This is a genomic window from Devosia sp. (genome assembly GCF_017744655.1).
Classification (GTDB): domain Bacteria; phylum Pseudomonadota; class Alphaproteobacteria; order Rhizobiales; family Devosiaceae; genus Devosia.
In genome coordinates this window covers 33,312-49,027 of record NZ_JAGIAW010000014.1, presented here as the reverse complement: position 1 = coordinate 49,027, position 15,716 = coordinate 33,312, and the positions used below count along the sequence as shown (strand labels likewise).

General features: G+C 61.2%; 17 protein-coding genes. 16 read left to right on the top strand and 1 reads right to left on the bottom strand.

Translation table 11 applies throughout. The features are described 5' to 3' along the window. The first annotated feature begins 2 nt into the window (after positions 1–2). The 8 genes from J7557_RS19935 (at position 3) to phnN (ending at position 7,848) form a co-directional block, all read left to right on the top strand. Positions 3–1,217, top strand: coding sequence for a sugar ABC transporter substrate-binding protein (locus J7557_RS19935; RefSeq protein WP_291421938.1), 1,215 nt, complete (start codon positions 3–5; stop codon positions 1,215–1,217). Positions 1,218–1,283: 66 nt separating this feature from the next. Next, positions 1,284–2,222 carry a carbohydrate ABC transporter permease gene (locus tag J7557_RS19930; protein ID WP_291421935.1) on the top strand — a complete coding sequence of 313 codons (939 nt, stop codon included), beginning with the start codon at positions 1,284–1,286 and terminating at the stop codon, positions 2,220–2,222. Next, positions 2,212–3,060 carry a carbohydrate ABC transporter permease gene (locus tag J7557_RS19925; protein WP_291421933.1) on the top strand — a complete coding sequence of 283 codons (849 nt, stop codon included), beginning with the start codon at positions 2,212–2,214 and terminating at the stop codon, positions 3,058–3,060. Before J7557_RS19930 ends, J7557_RS19925 begins: the two co-directional genes overlap by 11 nt. 23 nt (positions 3,061–3,083) lie before the next feature. Then, positions 3,084–4,151: an ABC transporter ATP-binding protein gene (locus J7557_RS19920; protein ID WP_291421931.1), complete on the top strand. Its 1,068-nt coding sequence runs from the start codon at positions 3,084–3,086 to the stop codon at positions 4,149–4,151. 166 nt (positions 4,152–4,317) lie between these two features. Continuing rightward, positions 4,318–4,878 carry a flavin reductase family protein gene (locus tag J7557_RS19915; protein WP_367272917.1) on the top strand — a complete coding sequence of 187 codons (561 nt, stop codon included), beginning with the start codon at positions 4,318–4,320 and terminating at the stop codon, positions 4,876–4,878. Positions 4,879–4,963: 85 nt separating this feature from the next. After that, positions 4,964–6,070: an FAD-binding oxidoreductase gene (locus tag J7557_RS19910; protein WP_291421929.1), complete on the top strand. Its 1,107-nt coding sequence runs from the start codon at positions 4,964–4,966 to the stop codon at positions 6,068–6,070. Between the two features lie 81 nt (positions 6,071–6,151). Next, positions 6,152–7,294 carry an alpha-D-ribose 1-methylphosphonate 5-triphosphate diphosphatase gene (locus tag J7557_RS19905; RefSeq protein WP_291421927.1) on the top strand — a complete coding sequence of 381 codons (1,143 nt, stop codon included), beginning with the start codon at positions 6,152–6,154 and terminating at the stop codon, positions 7,292–7,294. Continuing rightward, positions 7,291–7,848, top strand: coding sequence for a phosphonate metabolism protein/1,5-bisphosphokinase (PRPP-forming) PhnN (gene phnN, locus J7557_RS19900; protein ID WP_291421925.1), 558 nt, complete (start codon positions 7,291–7,293; stop codon positions 7,846–7,848). The genes J7557_RS19905 and phnN overlap by 4 nt, the downstream gene beginning before the upstream one ends. 106 nt (positions 7,849–7,954) lie before the next feature. Here phnN and phnF read toward each other — a convergent pair whose 3' ends face one another. Continuing rightward, positions 7,955–8,680, bottom strand: a complete 726-nt coding sequence (phnF, locus tag J7557_RS19895) for a phosphonate metabolism transcriptional regulator PhnF (RefSeq protein WP_291421923.1) — start codon at positions 8,678–8,680, stop codon at positions 7,955–7,957. 76 nt (positions 8,681–8,756) lie between these two features. Between phnF and phnG the strand changes: the two genes are divergently transcribed. The 8 genes from phnG to J7557_RS19855 all read left to right on the top strand — a co-directional run bounded on the left by phnG (position 8,757) and on the right by J7557_RS19855 (position 15,656). Further along, entirely contained in the window at positions 8,757–9,212 is a 456-nt protein-coding gene (gene phnG / locus J7557_RS19890; protein WP_291421921.1) for a phosphonate C-P lyase system protein PhnG, read from the top strand. Then, positions 9,212–9,808, top strand: coding sequence for a phosphonate C-P lyase system protein PhnH (gene phnH, locus J7557_RS19885; RefSeq protein ID WP_291421919.1), 597 nt, complete (start codon positions 9,212–9,214; stop codon positions 9,806–9,808). Before phnG ends, phnH begins: the two co-directional genes overlap by 1 nt. A 1-nt stretch (position 9,809) precedes the next feature. Further along, on the top strand, positions 9,810–10,892 hold the full coding sequence (locus J7557_RS19880; protein ID WP_291421917.1) for a carbon-phosphorus lyase complex subunit PhnI: 1,083 nt from the start codon (positions 9,810–9,812) through the stop codon (positions 10,890–10,892). Positions 10,893–11,064: 172 nt separating this feature from the next. Further along, complete coding sequence (locus tag J7557_RS19875; protein WP_291421915.1) at positions 11,065–11,940, top strand: alpha-D-ribose 1-methylphosphonate 5-phosphate C-P-lyase PhnJ; 876 nt, start codon at positions 11,065–11,067, stop codon at positions 11,938–11,940. A gap of 195 nt (positions 11,941–12,135) precedes the next feature. Beyond that, on the top strand, positions 12,136–12,912 hold the full coding sequence (phnK, locus tag J7557_RS19870; protein ID WP_291421913.1) for a phosphonate C-P lyase system protein PhnK: 777 nt from the start codon (positions 12,136–12,138) through the stop codon (positions 12,910–12,912). Continuing rightward, on the top strand, positions 12,912–13,616 hold the full coding sequence (gene phnL, locus J7557_RS19865) for a phosphonate C-P lyase system protein PhnL (protein WP_291421911.1): 705 nt from the start codon (positions 12,912–12,914) through the stop codon (positions 13,614–13,616). Before phnK ends, phnL begins: the two co-directional genes overlap by 1 nt. Further along, complete coding sequence (locus J7557_RS19860) at positions 13,613–14,227, top strand: DapH/DapD/GlmU-related protein (RefSeq protein WP_291421908.1); 615 nt, start codon at positions 13,613–13,615, stop codon at positions 14,225–14,227. Before phnL ends, J7557_RS19860 begins: the two co-directional genes overlap by 4 nt. 211 nt (positions 14,228–14,438) lie before the next feature. Then, positions 14,439–15,656, top strand: coding sequence for a hypothetical protein (locus J7557_RS19855; RefSeq protein ID WP_291421907.1), 1,218 nt, complete (start codon positions 14,439–14,441; stop codon positions 15,654–15,656). Positions 15,657–15,716: the final 60 nt, after the last annotated feature.

The following is a 15,716-nucleotide window of genomic DNA, read 5'->3' as shown; positions in this document are numbered from 1 at the left end:
CCGTGAAACTGACGACCGTTCTGGCTGCCGCGTTTCTTGCGAGCAGCGCCTTTATCGCCACCGTACAAGCCCAAGAGCAGGTGAACCTGACCTGGCAGATGTGGGGCGACGAAAAGGATGCCCCGCTCTGGCAGAGCCTAGCTGACCTTGTGACAGCCGAGTATCCAAATATCACCGTCACCCCGCAGATCTCGGGTTGGACCGACTACTGGACCCGCCTGCCGGTGCTGGCTTCGTCCGGCCAGATCGCCGATCTCGTCGCCATGCAGTCCATGCGCATGCCGAGCTTCTATTCCATTCTCGAGCCGCTCGATGCGCACTTTGCGAGCGACAACTTTGACGTGTCAGCGTTCGAAACCTCGATCATTGCCGGCCTCGGCCACGATGGCACGCAATATGCGCTGCCCTATGACGTCGGCCCGTGGATGGTCTACTACAACCGCGACCGCTTTGCCGAAGCCGGCGTTGCCGAGCCCGCGCTCGACTGGACCTTTGACGACTTCAAGGCTGCGGCCGAGAAGCTCACTGAAGGCGAGAACTACGGTTATGCCGTGCAGGCCTTTGACTTCGTCGCCGGCCCGGTAGCGCTTGGCGCCGAGTATTTCAATGATGCCAACCAGTTTGACGTAACCAATGAGGGCTATGCCGCTGCGGTCGGCAAGTTCGTTGACCTTGTCGCCGTCGACAAGACCTCGCCGGTGTTTGCCTCGGGTGCTGGTGCCATCACCGGTAGCGGCCGCTTCGCCGCAGGTGGCGCGGCCATGTATATCGACGGGCCGTGGGTGCTGCAGCAGACCAAGGATAGCGTCGACTTCAATATCGGCGTTGCTCCGCTGCCGCGCGGCGAAGGGGAATCGCGCTTCATTACCGCCGGCTCGGGCTGGGGTATTTCGGCGACGAGCCAGCACAAGGAAGAGGCCTACAAGGCGCTGCAGATCCTGACTGGTCCGAAGGCCGCGGAAATCCTGGCTTCGGCTGGTCGCGCGCTGCCGGGCCGCCTTGAGGAGCAGAAGTTCTGGTATGACGTCGCGGCCAAGGACGTGGCCGGCACGCATGAAGTGCTCGACTACATGTTTGCCCACTCGACCCCGTTCCGCCTCAACGAATACTGGAACGAGTTCGAAAACCTGATCACCCAGTACATGCCGCTCGCCCTCAACGGCGACTCGACGACGGACGCCGTTCTGGCCGACATCCAGAACCAGCTTCCCTTCTAAGCGCCCAAGCCCGGCTGGCCGCAAAGACCGGCCGGGTCCATTTCCACGCTTGAAGGGGAGGAGCCCATGACGGCGATCAATGATGTGACCGAGGTAACCGGTAGCCAGAAGCGCTCGCGCTGGGGCAGCCGGCTGGATCGGCGGGAAGGGCGCACTGCCTTCTTCTTCCTGCTACCGGGCCTCATCGGCATGGTGCTGTTTCTGGTGGTGCCGATCATCGCCTCGGTGGTGCTGAGCTTTACCAACTGGAAGCTGCTCGGCACGCCGCAGTTCGTGGGCATTTCCAACTATGTCCGACTTTTTACCGCCGACCCGCAATTCTGGCCGGTGCTTCGAAACACGCTGTTCTTCACCGCCGAATATCTGGTGCTGAACATCGTCATCTCATTGGGGCTGGCAGTTTGGATATCCAGCCTCAAGATGGGACAGCGATGGTTCCGGGTGGTCTTTTTCCTCCCGACCTTCACCCCCGGCATCGCTGTCGCCATCGTCTGGATGCTGATCTTCGCGCCGGGCGGGTTCTTCGACTTCATCATGCGTTCGCTATCGGTCGCGATGCCGAGCATGCTGACCGACCAGACGCTGGCCATGCAGGCGATCATCATCGTCTCGCTCTGGGCAGGCGTCGGGTACAATACGGTGCTGTTCAATGCGGCGCTCGACATGGTGCCGCAGAGCTATCTCGAGGCGGCGCGGATCGATGGCGCCAATGCCTGGCAGCGGTTCTGGAAGATCAGGCTGCCGCTGATTTCACCGACGCTGTTTTTCGGCACGGTGATGACGGCGATCACCTCGCTGCAGGTCTTTGACCAGATCTACGTGATGACGCGCGGTGGGCCGGGCAATGCCACGGCGACGCTGGGCTATGCGATTTATCAGCGCGGCTTCCAGAATTTCCAGATGGGTTATGCCTCGACCATCGCCTGGGTGATGTTTGCCATGATCATGGCGCTCACCGCGGTGCAGTTCTGGCTCCAGCGCAAGTGGGTGCACTATGACAACTAAGTCTCGTACGCGGTTTTCCCTGGCGCTTGATATTCTCAATCATGGCGGCCTGCTTATCGTCGCGCTGATCTTCCTGTTTCCGTTTTTCTGGATGGTTTCAAACGCCATTCGCAGCAATGCGGAAGTGATGGCCGTGCCCGTGCGCATCCTGCCGCATGTTTTCGAATGGGATAATTTCGCCAAGGCCTGGACGCAGTTGCCGTTTGGGCGGTTCTTCTTCAACAGCATGTTTGTCGCGTCGAGCGTGACGGTGATCACGGTGATCGTCTCGTGCCTCTCGGGCTATGCCTTTGCCCGGCTCAAATTTCCGGGGCGGGATGCGCTGCTGATGGCGTATCTGGGCACGCTGATGGTGCCGGCGATCATGCTGATCATCCCGCTGTTCCTGATCGTGAACAGCCTCGGCATGGTCAATACCTTCCAGGGCGTGATCCTGCCGGTGGCTTTCGGGACCTTTGGGGCCTTTCTTATGCGGCAGTTTTTCCTCTCCATTCCTATGGAGCTGGAAGAAGCGGCACGGATCGACGGGGCTTCGCGGTTGCGCATCCTCGTCAGTATTATCGTGCCGCTTTCCATGCCGGCCATCGGATTGCTCTCGCTCTTCACCTTCATCGCGCAGTGGAACAATTTCCTCTGGCCGCTGATCGTGATGACGGGGTCGGACAATGCAACGCTGCCGGTGGGTCTGACCTATTTCCAGACGCAACAGGGCACGCAGTGGAATTTCATCATGGCGGGTGCGGCGCTTTCCATGCTGCCTGGCGTGTTCCTCGCCATCCTGCTGCAAAAGCTCATCTACAATTCCATCGCCCTCAATGCGGGCATGGGCGGACGTTAAGGCACTCAGACAAGGAGGCCGAGATGGCCAGTGTTACCATTCGCAATGCGGTGAAGGCCTACGGTTCCATGCAGGTGTTGCATGGGGTGTCCGTGGCGGCGCGGGACGGGGAGTTTGTGGTGCTCGTTGGGCCTTCGGGCTGCGGCAAGTCGACCTTGCTGCGCATGATTGCGGGGCTCGAAAGCATTACCGATGGCGAGATCGATATCGGCGGGCGCGTGGTCAACGAGCTGGAGCCGAAGGAGCGCGACATCGCCATGGTGTTCCAGAGCTACGCGCTCTATCCGCATATGACGGTGCGGGACAACATGGCGTTTTCGCTGAAGCTTTCTCGCAAGAGCAAGCAGGAGATCGAGAACGAGGTGCGGCGCGCGGCGGAGATCCTGGCGCTGGAGCCGCTGCTCGATCGCTATCCGCGCCAGCTTTCGGGCGGGCAGCGGCAGCGTGTGGCCATGGGCCGCGCGATCGTGCGGCATCCGGCGGTGTTTCTGTTCGATGAGCCGCTGTCAAACCTCGATGCCAAGCTGCGTGTGCAGATGCGCGGGGAGATCAAGGCGCTGCATAGCCGGCTCAAGGCGACGATGATCTATGTGACACATGATCAGATGGAGGCCATGACCATGGCTGATCGGATCGTAGTCATGCGGGCGGGCAAGATCGAGCAGATCGGCTCGCCGCTCGAGATTTATGACCATCCGGCCAATAGCTTTGTCGGTGGGTTCATCGGCTCGCCATCGATGAATTTTGTCGATGGGACAGTGGTCGAGGAGGGCGGACGGCTGGTTCTGCGCGATGTCAGCGGCACGCTCTGGCCGCTGGGCGACAAGGCACGGGCCTACATCGGGCGACAGGTGCAGATCGGCGTCAGGCCCGAGCATATTCGGGTGGTGGAGGGCGGCATTGCGGCTTCGGTGCTCAATATCGAACCGACGGGTTCGGAGACGCATCTGCAGGTGGAAGTGAACGGTCAGCCGATCGTGGTTGTGGTGCATGATCGGCTCGCGGCCGAGGTGGGGGCTTCCATCGGGATCGAGGCAGACCCCGATCGCGTCACGCTTTTCGACCAGCAGACGGGCACGCGGCTGAGCTGATCTCGTGGATCAGATTAGTCTATAGAATTAGTAGATATAAATTTCCTTTGGGCCGCGCGGGGAGCGAAAGCGTTCTCCCCCGCGGCCTCCCCCGTATTGGCGGCTAAAGCTAGTCTTTCTCCTAGGCTTTGCGTCCTTGCTTTGGCGCGGGATAGGAGAACTGACAGTGTCGATTGTCGATTTTGCAACTTATGCGCCGGTTCGGCAGGCAGCGGCGGACGCGGTGGATGCATCGGCGTTCAAGCAGGCCATGCGCAATCTTGCCGGTGCGGTGAGTGTCATTACTGTGGGTACGGGAGAAAATCGGACAGGGTTTACCGCGACTTCGGTGTCCTCTTTCTCCGCTGAGCCACCGACTGTTTTGGTCAGTCTCAATCGCGGTTCCTCGTCGTGGGACGCGCTTCGCGAGGCCGGCTCATTCGCAGTCAACATCCTGACCGATGGTCAGTCGGCGATTGCCGACCGCTTTGCGGGCCGCGGCGGGATCAAGGGCAATGATCGCTATGTGGGCTGGGAATGGAACCGGCTCGATAGCGGCAATCTCGGGCTCAGCAATGCGGTTGCGGTGATCGATTGCGAACTGGATGAGGCGATCGAGCGGCATTCGCACGCCATCGTGCTCGGGCGCGTAAGGTCGGTGGAGCTGTCCACGAATGTGCAGCCGCTGCTGTACTGGCGCGGGCAGTATCAGCAGCTGTTGCCGACGCTCGATCCCTTCCAGAGCTGATCTTCCAAGGATTTTTAGCGAGAGCACTTTCCTCCGCGCGCTGGCCACGCGAGAAGAGGCGTGGTCATGGCCCCTTGGAGATGGAATGAAAGTATCGATCGTTGGCGCCGGTATTGGTGGGCTGTCGCTGGCCTGGGCGCTGCGGCGGCGCGGAGTTGAGGTCACGGTTTTTGACCAGGACGCGATCCCGAATCCGGTTTCATCATCCTTCGACGAGCATCGCATAACCCGGCACACCTATGCCGGGCTCGATGGCTATGGCGCGTTGATGGTGCCGACCTTTGCGCTTTATGAGCAGCTTTGGCGTGATCTCGGGCGAAGCCACTATCTGCCGACGGGCGCGGTTTATGTGTCGCGGACGGATGAGGATTATTACGGGCCGACGGCGCGGGAGCTGGATGGGCTGGGGATTGCGCATCGACCGGTTTCGATTGGCGAACTCGAGACGCGGCTGCCTTTCGTCAATCTCGATGGCGTGCGCTCGGCTTTTGAGGCAGACGGGGCGGGGATGTTGTTTGCGCGGCAGATCGTTGAGGATCTGGCGCGATGGCTGCATGAGAGTGATGCTGATCTCAGGCCCAATAGCAGGGTGACTGCAGTTGATCCCGAAGCGGGGACGGTCACGGTCGATGGGCAGGTGTTTGGCGCCGATGTTGTTGTTGTTGCCGCCGGGGCGTGGATCGGTGATCTGCTGCCCGAGCAGGCTCCGCGGGCGGTACCGTCGCGGCAGTTGGTGCTCTATCTTGAGCCGCCAGCGCAATATGCGGCTGCCTGGGCGGCATCTCCGGTGGTGGTCGATATGGGGGCAGATTATGGCGCCTATGTCTTGCCGCCGCGGGAGGGAACGCGGCTCAAGATCGGTGACCATGTGTTTACGCGTCGCGGCCACGGCAGCGATGATCGCATTGCCAGCGAAGCCGATGTGGCGCCGGTACTTGGGGCGCTGAACCGGGCGTTTCGCGATGCGGCCGACTACAGGATCCTTGAGCGCAAGGTTTGCTATTACACGGTGACCGAGGACGAGCGGTTTATCGTCGAGCCGATCGGCGGGGCTGGCTGGGTGGTCAGTGCCTGTTCGGGACATGGGTTCAAGCTGGGTGTGACCGTGGGCGATACGCTGGCGCGGGCGCTGGTGGGGGAAATCTCCGGTGTGGAAGCGACGCGCTATCTTGCCGGGCTTGGTTCGCTCTGAGACTGTGGCGGCGTGTCGTTGCCCTGTCACATTATGGGGCTATCGGACCGACCTTTCTCACTCGAACGCGCTGAAACGACCATGCAAGCCCTCGACTCGACCGTTCTTACTAACGCCCGCATCGTGCTGGCCGACCAAGTGCTTGAAGGCGCCGTAGAAATTTCCGGTGGTGCCATCACCGACATCGGAACTACGGCCAAGCGCGGTACGGATCTCAACGGCGACTATCTGATTCCAGGGCTGGTTGAGCTGCATACTGACCACCTTGAGACGCACTATGCGCCCCGGCCGAAGGTGCGGTGGCACCCTGTGGCTGCGGTGCAGGCGCATGACGCGCAGATCGCCGCTTCGGGGATTACGACGGTGTTCGACGCCATTCGTGTTGGCATCGACGAGCATGCCGATATGGGCATGGATGAGCTGCGGATTTTGGCTGATGCGATCACGGCCGGTGTCGATGCCGGGCGGTTGCGCGCGGACCACCTGATCCACTTGCGCTGCGAAGTTTCGGCGCCGGATTGCCTCGAAAGCTTTGAGAAGATCATGGACCACCCGCTGGTGCGGCTGGCTTCGCTGATGGACCACGCGCCGGGGCAGCGGCAGTTTGCGAGCCCGGATGCCTACAAGGTCTATTATCAGGGCAAGCTCAAGATGAGCGACGCCGCACTGGCAGAGCTTATCGCCAGAAGGTCTTTTGAATCAGATACTTACTCGGACAAGCACCGCAAGGCGCTGGCGGCGCTGAGTGCCGAGCGCAATATTGCGCTGGCGAGCCATGACGATGCGACTTCGGCACATGTGGATGAAGCCGTGGAGCTTGGAATTCGCATTGCGGAATTCCCTACGACGCTGGAAGCGGCCAAGGCTTCGCGCGATGCGGGCATGGCGATCCTGATGGGCGGGCCCAATGTGGTGCGCGGCGGGTCGCATTCGGGCAATGTTTCGGCGCGTGATCTCGCGGCTGCGGGCCTCCTCGATATCCTGTCGTCGGACTACATTCCCTTCTCGATGCTGCAATCGGCATTCTGCCTTGTCGACGAGGTGCCGGGGATAAGTTTGCCGGAGGCGATCAGTTTTGTGACCAAGCGCCCGGCCGAAGCGGCGGGGCTCGATGATCGCGGTGAGATCGCCGTGGGCAAGCGGGCTGACCTGGTGCACCTGCGGATCGAAGAGGGCATTCCGATCGTCCAGACCGTGTGGCGCGAAGGGCGGCGGGTGATATGACCGGCACTTTCGTCGCCGTGGTCGGCTCAAGCGGGGCCGGCAAGGACAGTGTTATGGCGTATGCGCGCGAGCGGTTGGCCGGCGATGTCGTGATCGTGCGGCGCGTGGTGACGCGGGATGCCGATGGCGGCAGCGAAGACCACGATACGATGACGATTGACCAGTTTGCGGCGGCGGAGACGGAAGAGCGCTTTGCCCTGAGCTGGCCGGCGCATGGCCTGCGCTACGGGCTGCCGGTTGAGCTGGAAGATGATCTGCATGAGGGGCGGGTGGTGATTGCCAACCTGTCCCGTGCGGTCATTCCGCAGGTCGTGGCGCGCTATCCGACGGCGGTTGTCGTGGAAGTGACGGCAGACCCGCAGGTGATCGCGACGCGGCTTGCCGGGCGTGGCCGGGAAGATGCCGAGGAAATCCAGCGGCGGATGGATCGCAGTGTTGGCGTTCGGCTGCCGGCGAGTACGGTGCGGATTGATAATTCGGGCCAGCTTGATGTGGCGGGCGAGCAGTTTGTGTCGCTGCTGAAGGATCTTTTGCGTTTGCCGGCAGGGGCTTAGTCGCCCCGGAGTCATTCCCGCGCAAGCGGGAATCTCTTTGTGATTTGAAACGGAGATTCCCGCTTGCGCGGGAATGACACCGTGGGTGGGTTGGATCGACGGTTACTCAGACCACCAGCTCCATGCGCTCGGCCGGGAAGCGCGTCAGCGCGTAGGAGAGCGCTTCGCCTTCCGTGTCTATGTCGACGGCTTCCGAGACCAGTACGATTGCGCCAGGCGCGAGGTTGAGGGAGCGGGTTTCTTCGACGTCGGCATGGCGGGCGGAGATGCGGGTCGAGGCGCGGGAATAGTCTGCGATTTCATAGCTTTGGAAGACCAGTGTGGTCGACTGCATTTCCTTGATCCGCGCGGCGAAATCAGGGAAGCGGCGATAGGGTAGCCAGGTGGTGGAGCGCGAGATCGGCACGCCATCGGCGATGGACATGCCCTCGGTGCGAACGACCTTGGTGCCGGGTTTGAGGCCGAGCGCTTCGGCGACGCGGGCACTGGCGTTCTCGATTTTGTCCGAGATGCTGACGGAGGTCAGGGAGCCGGCCTGGCCCTTGAGACCTTCGCGGAAACGTGTGCGCTTGCCGATGGGGTAGGTGAGGCGGCGAATACTTTTTACAAAGGTGCCGCGACCCTGTTCGGCGGCAACGACGCCTTCTTCGGCAAGAACTGCCAAGGCCCGGCGCACGGTGTGGCGATTGGCAGAAAAGCGTTTTGCCAGAAGGGCTTCTGTGGGGAGGCGATCACCATTGGCGAGCTTGCCGCCGACGATATCTAGGCGGATGGCATCGGCGATTTGGCGCCAGAGCGCGACGCCACCTGAAGCTGACTGCGATTTTGTCATTGCACTTTCACACGGGAAGCGTAGAGCGGAACTAGTGATAGTAGTTGTCTAGTTTATTAGACAAATCGAGGCAAGCATGACGACAGAGATTTCTGCCGAGCAACGCGCAAGAAAGCGGGCGCTGGATGTTCTGGCATCGGCACCGTCCAAGGCGCTGGCCGAGCGCTGGGACGCCTTTGGCGACAAGCCGGACCATCAGCGGCTGCGCGGACCGGAGACCGGATTGGTCATGGTGCGCGGGCGAGCCGGTGGCGGCGGGGCGCCGTTTAATCTGGGCGAGGCGACGGTGAGCCGGGCCAGCGTGCGGATTGTAACCGGGGAAGTGGGGCACGGGTATTGCCTGGGCCGCGACCTCGACAAGGCTGAGGCCATCGCGGTGATCGATGCGCTGCGCCAGCGCGATGCTACGCGGATCGATGCGGAAATTATTGCGCCGCTGGAAGTACTTGGCGCTGAGCGCGATGAGCTGCGGGCGGACGAGGCGGCGGCGACGCGCGTCGATTTCTTCACCATGGTGAGAGGGGATAACTGATGCTTTCTCATGATTTTGGCGCTGGTTTTGCCGATCCGGTAGTCGATGCGCAAGCGGCTTTCCGGGCCATTCTGGATGCGCTGGCGAACCCCGGGACGCAGCAAAAACTGGCTGGTTCGAGTGACGGTTCGGCGGCACTTGGGCGTGAATTGGCTAGCACACTGCTAACGTTGAGCGACCACGATACGACGATCTGGTTGTCGCCTGCGCTCGACACGGCAGAGGTGAAGGGTTTTGTCGGTTTTCATACCGGCGCAACGGTGGTGAGCGATCCGGCCAAGGCCAATTTTGCCTTCGTGGCGCTGGGCGATGCGGTGCCGGAATTGGCGCGCTGCAATCTCGGAAGCCAAGAATATCCGGACCGGTCGACAACGATCGTTGCGGAAGTGCCGGCTTTGGATGGTGGTGCCGAGCTGGTGCTGCGGGGGCCGGGCATTCGCGAGATGCAGGCGATCAGTCCGGTCGGGCTGCCGGCGGATTTTGTCGCGCAGTGGGGCGAGAACCGCGAGCTGTTTCCGCGGGGCGTCGACGTGCTGCTGGTGGCTGGTGGCCGGGTGATGGGTCTGCCGCGTTCGAGCCGGATTGTGGAGGCGTAGGATGTACGTAGCCGTAAAGGGCGGCGAGGCCGCCATTGCCAATGCGCATCGCCTGCTGGCGGATCGTCGTCGCGGTGACCGGTCAGTGCCGGCGCTGCGGCTCGATCAGATTGTCGAGCAGTTGGGTCTCGCGGTTGACCGTGCCATGGGCGAGGGTTCGCTTTATGATCGGGAACTGGCGGCGCTGGCGCTTTTGCAGGCGCGGGGCGACCTGATCGAGGCGATCTTTCTGGTTCGCGCCTATCGCACGACCTTGCCGCGGTTTGGCTATTCGGAGCCGATCGATACCGGGGCGATGAAGATCGAGCGACGCATTTCGGCGACGTTCAAGGATCTGCCCGGTGGACAGATGCTCGGGCCGACTTTTGACTATACCCATCGTCTGCTGGACCCGAGCATTGTCGGTGAAGATGCCGAAGTGCCGGCGGTTCGTGACGCTGAGGACGAGCAGGCGCCGCGGGTGACGGATCTTCTCGGGCGCCAGGGGCTGATTGAGCCCGATGGCGACGTTGGGGAAGACCATGAGGTCGGCGACCTGACGCGTGAGCCGCTGGATTTTCCGCTGGATCGTGATCTCAGGCTGCAGGCGCTGGCGCGTGGCGATGAAGGCTTCCTTCTTGCCCTCGGCTATTCGACGCAGCGCGGTTATGGGCGGACGCATCCGTTCGTCGGTGAAATCCGCATCGGCGAAGTCGAGGTCGAGTTCGACATTCCCGAGCTTGGCTTTGCGGTGAGCCTCGGGCGCGTTCGAGTGACCGAGTGCCAGATGGTCAATCAGTTCAAGGGTTCGGCAAAGATCCCGCCGCAGTTCACGCGCGGCTATGGGCTGGTTTTCGGGCAGGCGGAGCGCAAGGCCATGGCCATGTCACTGGTCGACCGGGCGCTGCGGGCCAAGGAATTCGGCGAGGACATTACGGCGCCGGCGCAGGACGAAGAGTTCGTCATTTCGCACTCGGACAATGTGCAGGCGACCGGGTTCGTCGAGCACTTGAAGCTGCCCCACTATGTCGATTTCCAGGCGGAGCTGGACCTGATCCGGCGCATGCGGGCCGAGTTTGAGGGGAAGCAGGAGGCGGCAGAATGATGCGCTTGGATGCCGGCATATTCCTCTCCCCCTCGGGGAGAGATGGCTCGGCCGAAGGCCGAGTCGGTGAGGGGGATATCGCCACTCCCGCTGAAGCATCCCCCTCATCCGGCGCTGCGCGCCACCTTCTCCCCGAGGGGGAGAAGAATAGGAAGGTACTGGAGGCGCTGAAATGAACGCCGTCGCGAATTACAACTTTGCCTATCTTGATGAGCAGACCAAGCGGATGATCCGGCGGGCCATTCTGAAGGCCGTGGCGATCCCCGGCTATCAGGTGCCGTTCTCGTCGCGCGAAATGCCGATGCCCTATGGTTGGGGTACGGGCGGCGTGCAGGTGACGGCGTCGATCATCGGCCCGGACGATGTGCTGAAGGTTATCGACCAGGGGGCGGACGACACGACCAATGCTGTGTCGATCCGGGCGTTCTTTGCCAAGGTGGCGCAGGTGCAGACCACGACGCATACGGCCGAGGCGACGATCATCCAGACGCGCCACCGTATTCCGGAACGAAAACTCGAGGCGGGGCAGATCCTTGTCTATCAGGTGCCGATCCCGGAGCCGCTGCGCTTCCTCGAGCCGCGCGAAACCGAAACGCGGAAGATGCATGCGCTCGAGGAATATGGCCTGATGCATGTAAAACTCTATGAGGACATTGCGCGGCATGGACGCATCGCGACGACCTATGCCTATCCGGTGAAGGTCGAGGGGCGCTACGTGATGGACCCGTCGCCGACGCCGAAGTTCGATAATCCGAAGATGCATCGCTCGGAAGCGTTGCAGCTGTTCGGGGCAGGGCGTGAGCATCGGATTTATGCGGTGCCGCCGCATACCGATGTGGTGAGCCTCGACTTTGAAGATCACCCGTTTGAAATCCAGCACTTCGAGCAGCCCTGTGCGCTGTGCGGTGCGGAACAGGTCTATCTCGACGAGGTCATTTTGGATGACCGGGGTGGCCATATGTATGTGTGCTCGGACACCGACCACTGCGAAGAGCGGCGGGAAGCAGGACATGTCGGGGTTTTGGGGATGCAGGAGGCTGCGGAATGATGCGCCTCGCTACCGCAGGGAATGGCGGTTCTGTTCCTCTCCCCCTCGGGGAGAGGTGGCTCGGCGAAGCCGAGTCGGTGAGGGGGATCTCTCCACTCTCGCTGAAGCATCCCCCTCATCCGGCGCTGCGCGCCACCTTCTCCCCGAGGGGGAGAAGAATAAGGTCCGTATTTGCCTCACGCTCTGGAGCTTCCAATGTCTGACGAACCGCTGCTGCGTGTTAGCAACCTGACCAAGTATTACGGCTCGCGGCTTGGCTGTGCCGACGTGAATTTCGAGCTTTATCCGGGCGAAGTGCTTGCCATTGTCGGCGAGAGCGGCTCGGGGAAGACGACGCTGCTCAATACGCTTTCGGCCAATCTCGAACCCACTTCGGGCGAGGCGCTCTATCGGATGCGCGATGAAAGCTGGCGCAATATCTATGAGCTGAGCGAGGCTGAGCGGCGCTTTCTGACGCGGACGGACTGGGGCTTTGTGCACCAGAACCCGGCCGATGGGCTTCGCATGACAGTCTCGGCTGGCGCCAATGTCGGCGAGCGGCTGATGGCGGTGGGCGATCGGCACTATGGCAAAATCCGCGATACGGCGCTCGACTGGCTCGGGCGCGTGGAAATTGCGGCGGACCGGATCGACGATCAGCCGCGCAGCTTTTCGGGCGGCATGCGGCAGCGTTTGCAGATTGCCCGCAATCTCGTGACCGGGCCGCGGCTGGTGTTCATGGATGAGCCGACTGGTGGGCTCGACGTGTCGGTCCAGGCGAGGCTGCTCGATCTGTTGCGGCAGTTGGTGGGTGAGCTGGGGCTTTCGGCGATTGTCGTGACCCATGACCTTGCTGTTGCGCGTCTCCTGTCGCATCGGATGATGGTGATGAAGGATGGTCACGTCATTGAGGCGGGGCTGACCGACCGGGTGCTCGACGATCCGCGCGAGCCCTATACGCAGCTTCTCGTCAGCTCGATCCTGCAGGTGTGATGATGACCGCTCTATCCGTAAGAAATCTCGCCAAGACTTTTACCATGCATCTGCGCGGCGGGATCAGCCTGCCGGTGGTGGAGAATGTCACTTTTGACATCAACGCCGGCGAATGCGTCGTGTTGGGTGGGCCTTCGGGCGCCGGCAAGTCGTCCATTCTGAAAATGGTCTATGGGAACTACGGCGTCGATAGCGGCGAGGTTCTCATTGCTCATGATGGGGACATGGTCGATCTCGCCAGTGCCGATCCGCGGACGGTGCTTACGCTGCGTCGCGATGCCATTGGCTATGTCAGCCAGTTTTTGCGGACGGTGCCGCGTGTGTCGGCGCTGGATGTGGTAGCGGAGCCGCTGGTGGTTCGTGGCACAGACAAGGAAGAGGCCCAGAGGCGCGCTGGCGAAATGCTGAGCCGGCTTAATCTGCCGGAGCGGCTTTGGAGCCTGCCGCCCGCGACGTTTTCGGGTGGCGAGCAGCAGCGTGTGAATATCGCGCGCGGTTTTATCACGCACCATCCGGTGCTGTTGTTGGATGAACCGACGGCGTCGCTCGATGCGGCCAATCGGGCGGTGGTGGTGGGCATGATCGCGCAGAAGAAGCGCGAAGGTGTCGCCATGCTCGGAATTTTCCATGACGAAGAAGTGCGGGCGGAAGTGGCCGACCGGATCGTCGATGTAACCGGCTTTGCAGTAAGGCAAGCAGCATGAAAAAGTTGAGTGAAACGCCGTCGGTGCATGAGACGGCGAAGGTGAACCAGTCGACGCTGGGGAAATATACCGAGGTCGGGGCGTTCTGCCATGTCGCCTATTCGACCATGGGCGACTATTCCTACTGTGTCAGCGGTACGCAGATTGCCTATTCGACGATTGGGAAGTTTTCCAATATCGCGGCCAATGTGCGCATTTATGCGAGCATGCATCCGATGGGGCGGGCGTCGCTCCATCACTTTACCTATCGCTCGGCGCAGTATTTCGAGGGCGAGGAGGATGACGCCTCGTTCTTCGAATGGCGCGAGAGTTCGCCGATCAGCATAGGGCACGATACCTGGATCGGGCACGGCGCGGTGATCATGCCGGGGGTGAAGATCGGCAATGGTGCGATCATCGGGTCGAATGCGGTGGTGACCAAGGATGTGGCGGATTTCGCCATTGCCGTGGGCGTGCCGGCCAAGACGATCAAGCAGCGGTTTGCCGATCCGATCGCGTCGAGGCTCGATGCGTTGAAGTGGTGGGATTGGAGCCACGAGCAATTGCATGAGGCATTGCCGGATTTCCGTAAGCTCGGGATTGAAGAGTTCTTGGAGAAGTATGAAGTTTGATCCCCCAGAATAACAGTTGCCCCGAGGAGGTTGCGTGACTACCGTACCTTCCGCTTTGGGGGAGCGGCGAATGCTACGTTCCATGGGACTTTTCATTGCGGCCTTCTTTGTCGGGGCGGCATTTCTCATTACGGCGCATTTCATCGGCATATTGCAGGTGAACTCGTGTTGGACCGGTGGGGCGCTTGTGTCCTGCGCGGGTCCATCCGAGGTGCGGAAAGAGGTCGGCTTTTTCGCGGCGCCAAACTGGTCCATCGGCCTGGCGCTGCTTTTTCCGCTCTTCATCTACTGCGCGGCGGAAACCTATAATCATGCCCGCCACGCTATTGCCGAAATGTCGGCGCGGCGGATGATCGTCAACGATCGCTGGGAGGCGGTGTCGGAAGCAGAGATCATCAAGATATTCTACCGACAACGGTTCTGGTGGTTGATGCTGGTCGTCATCATCCTCGCACTGGGAGGCGTGTTTCTCGGCGACGATTTCGCCGATGTGGTGAGCGCCGCCTATAGTAATCCGGAGCGGATTGAACAGATCAGGCTTTCCAACTCAGTCCTTGAGGTTGACTGGTCAATCGCCGGGCCGGCCTGTGGTTATGTGGAGGCCGCGGTCTGCGCGGCCGGTGCATTCGAGAAGTCGGCGAACCTCTATTTCGCTGGAGCCGCCTATATTTACCTCACCTGGATTGGCGCTGCGCTGGCTCTCGGCTTCGTGGTTGCGGTGCTGGCATTTGCCACGATGTTCTTCTCGGCCCAGTTTCGAGCGCAGCGGATGATGCTGGTGCCCGACCTGACATCGAAGGATGGACGCAGGGGATTTGAGGTACTCGAGGGCTTTTTCACCTATGCCATTGCGGGCGTCTTCATGCTGTTCGCTATGGGATATCTGGTGACACTGCAGAATATCTATCTGCGCACGGATTATGGCAACGTGCTGCTGCTGGTGTTTCCCTTCGTGCAGCCGGGCTCCGGGATCAGTCTCGATGGCATGGTGACCGGCCTTTTCGATGCCATTAGCGGGCAATTGGGTGTCATCAATCCAAATATCGTAGCGGTGACCGTCATCGGACTTCTGATCCTTTTTTCGATGCTCATGTCGGTCGCATTCGCTCTCAGGTTCACCGCGCAGCGCGGGCTCAACTCGCTGAAAAATGCCCTCGCCTCCGGCCGCGGCGAGGTGAAACAGGGGATAGACGCCTATCTCAAGGCCAAGGGAGCCACTCGCAAGGAGGCGCAGGTTGCCTTGGGAGAGTTTGCGTTCTGGCCCGTGCGCTGGCTGAAAATAAACCGGCTCTTCGTGTGGCTCGCGGCGGCCACGCTAGCACTTCTTGTCGTCACTCTAGGCTTTTACATCATTGCGGCCGGTCTAGGAGCGATCCTTGGATCGATCTACAAGCAATTTGGTCGTGTGCTGGCCGGTGAAGACAATTAAGACGGTTGAATCTGATCGTCATTGAACCGTCATCATTTCTACATGCTGACGTTACGCATG

Excerpts from the sequence above, each read along its gene's own strand:
- J7557_RS19930 (WP_291421935.1), top strand. The coding sequence starts at position 1,284 with ATGACGGCGATCAATGATGTGACCGAGGTAACCGGTAGCCAGAAGCGC.
- J7557_RS19925 (WP_291421933.1), top strand. The coding sequence starts at position 2,212 with ATGACAACTAAGTCTCGTACGCGGTTTTCCCTGGCGCTTGATATTCTC.
- J7557_RS19920 (WP_291421931.1), top strand. The coding sequence starts at position 3,084 with ATGGCCAGTGTTACCATTCGCAATGCGGTGAAGGCCTACGGTTCCATG.
- J7557_RS19910 (WP_291421929.1), top strand. The coding sequence starts at position 4,964 with ATGAAAGTATCGATCGTTGGCGCCGGTATTGGTGGGCTGTCGCTGGCC.
- J7557_RS19905 (WP_291421927.1), top strand. The coding sequence starts at position 6,152 with ATGCAAGCCCTCGACTCGACCGTTCTTACTAACGCCCGCATCGTGCTG.
- phnN (WP_291421925.1), top strand. The coding sequence starts at position 7,291 with ATGACCGGCACTTTCGTCGCCGTGGTCGGCTCAAGCGGGGCCGGCAAG.
- phnF (WP_291421923.1), bottom strand. The coding sequence starts at position 8,680 with ATGACAAAATCGCAGTCAGCTTCAGGTGGCGTCGCGCTCTGGCGCCAA.
- phnG (WP_291421921.1), top strand. The coding sequence starts at position 8,757 with ATGACGACAGAGATTTCTGCCGAGCAACGCGCAAGAAAGCGGGCGCTG.
- phnH (WP_291421919.1), top strand. The coding sequence starts at position 9,212 with ATGCTTTCTCATGATTTTGGCGCTGGTTTTGCCGATCCGGTAGTCGAT.
- J7557_RS19880 (WP_291421917.1), top strand. The coding sequence starts at position 9,810 with ATGTACGTAGCCGTAAAGGGCGGCGAGGCCGCCATTGCCAATGCGCAT.
- J7557_RS19875 (WP_291421915.1), top strand. The coding sequence starts at position 11,065 with ATGAACGCCGTCGCGAATTACAACTTTGCCTATCTTGATGAGCAGACC.
- phnK (WP_291421913.1), top strand. The coding sequence starts at position 12,136 with ATGTCTGACGAACCGCTGCTGCGTGTTAGCAACCTGACCAAGTATTAC.
- phnL (WP_291421911.1), top strand. The coding sequence starts at position 12,912 with ATGATGACCGCTCTATCCGTAAGAAATCTCGCCAAGACTTTTACCATG.
- J7557_RS19860 (WP_291421908.1), top strand. The coding sequence starts at position 13,613 with ATGAAAAAGTTGAGTGAAACGCCGTCGGTGCATGAGACGGCGAAGGTG.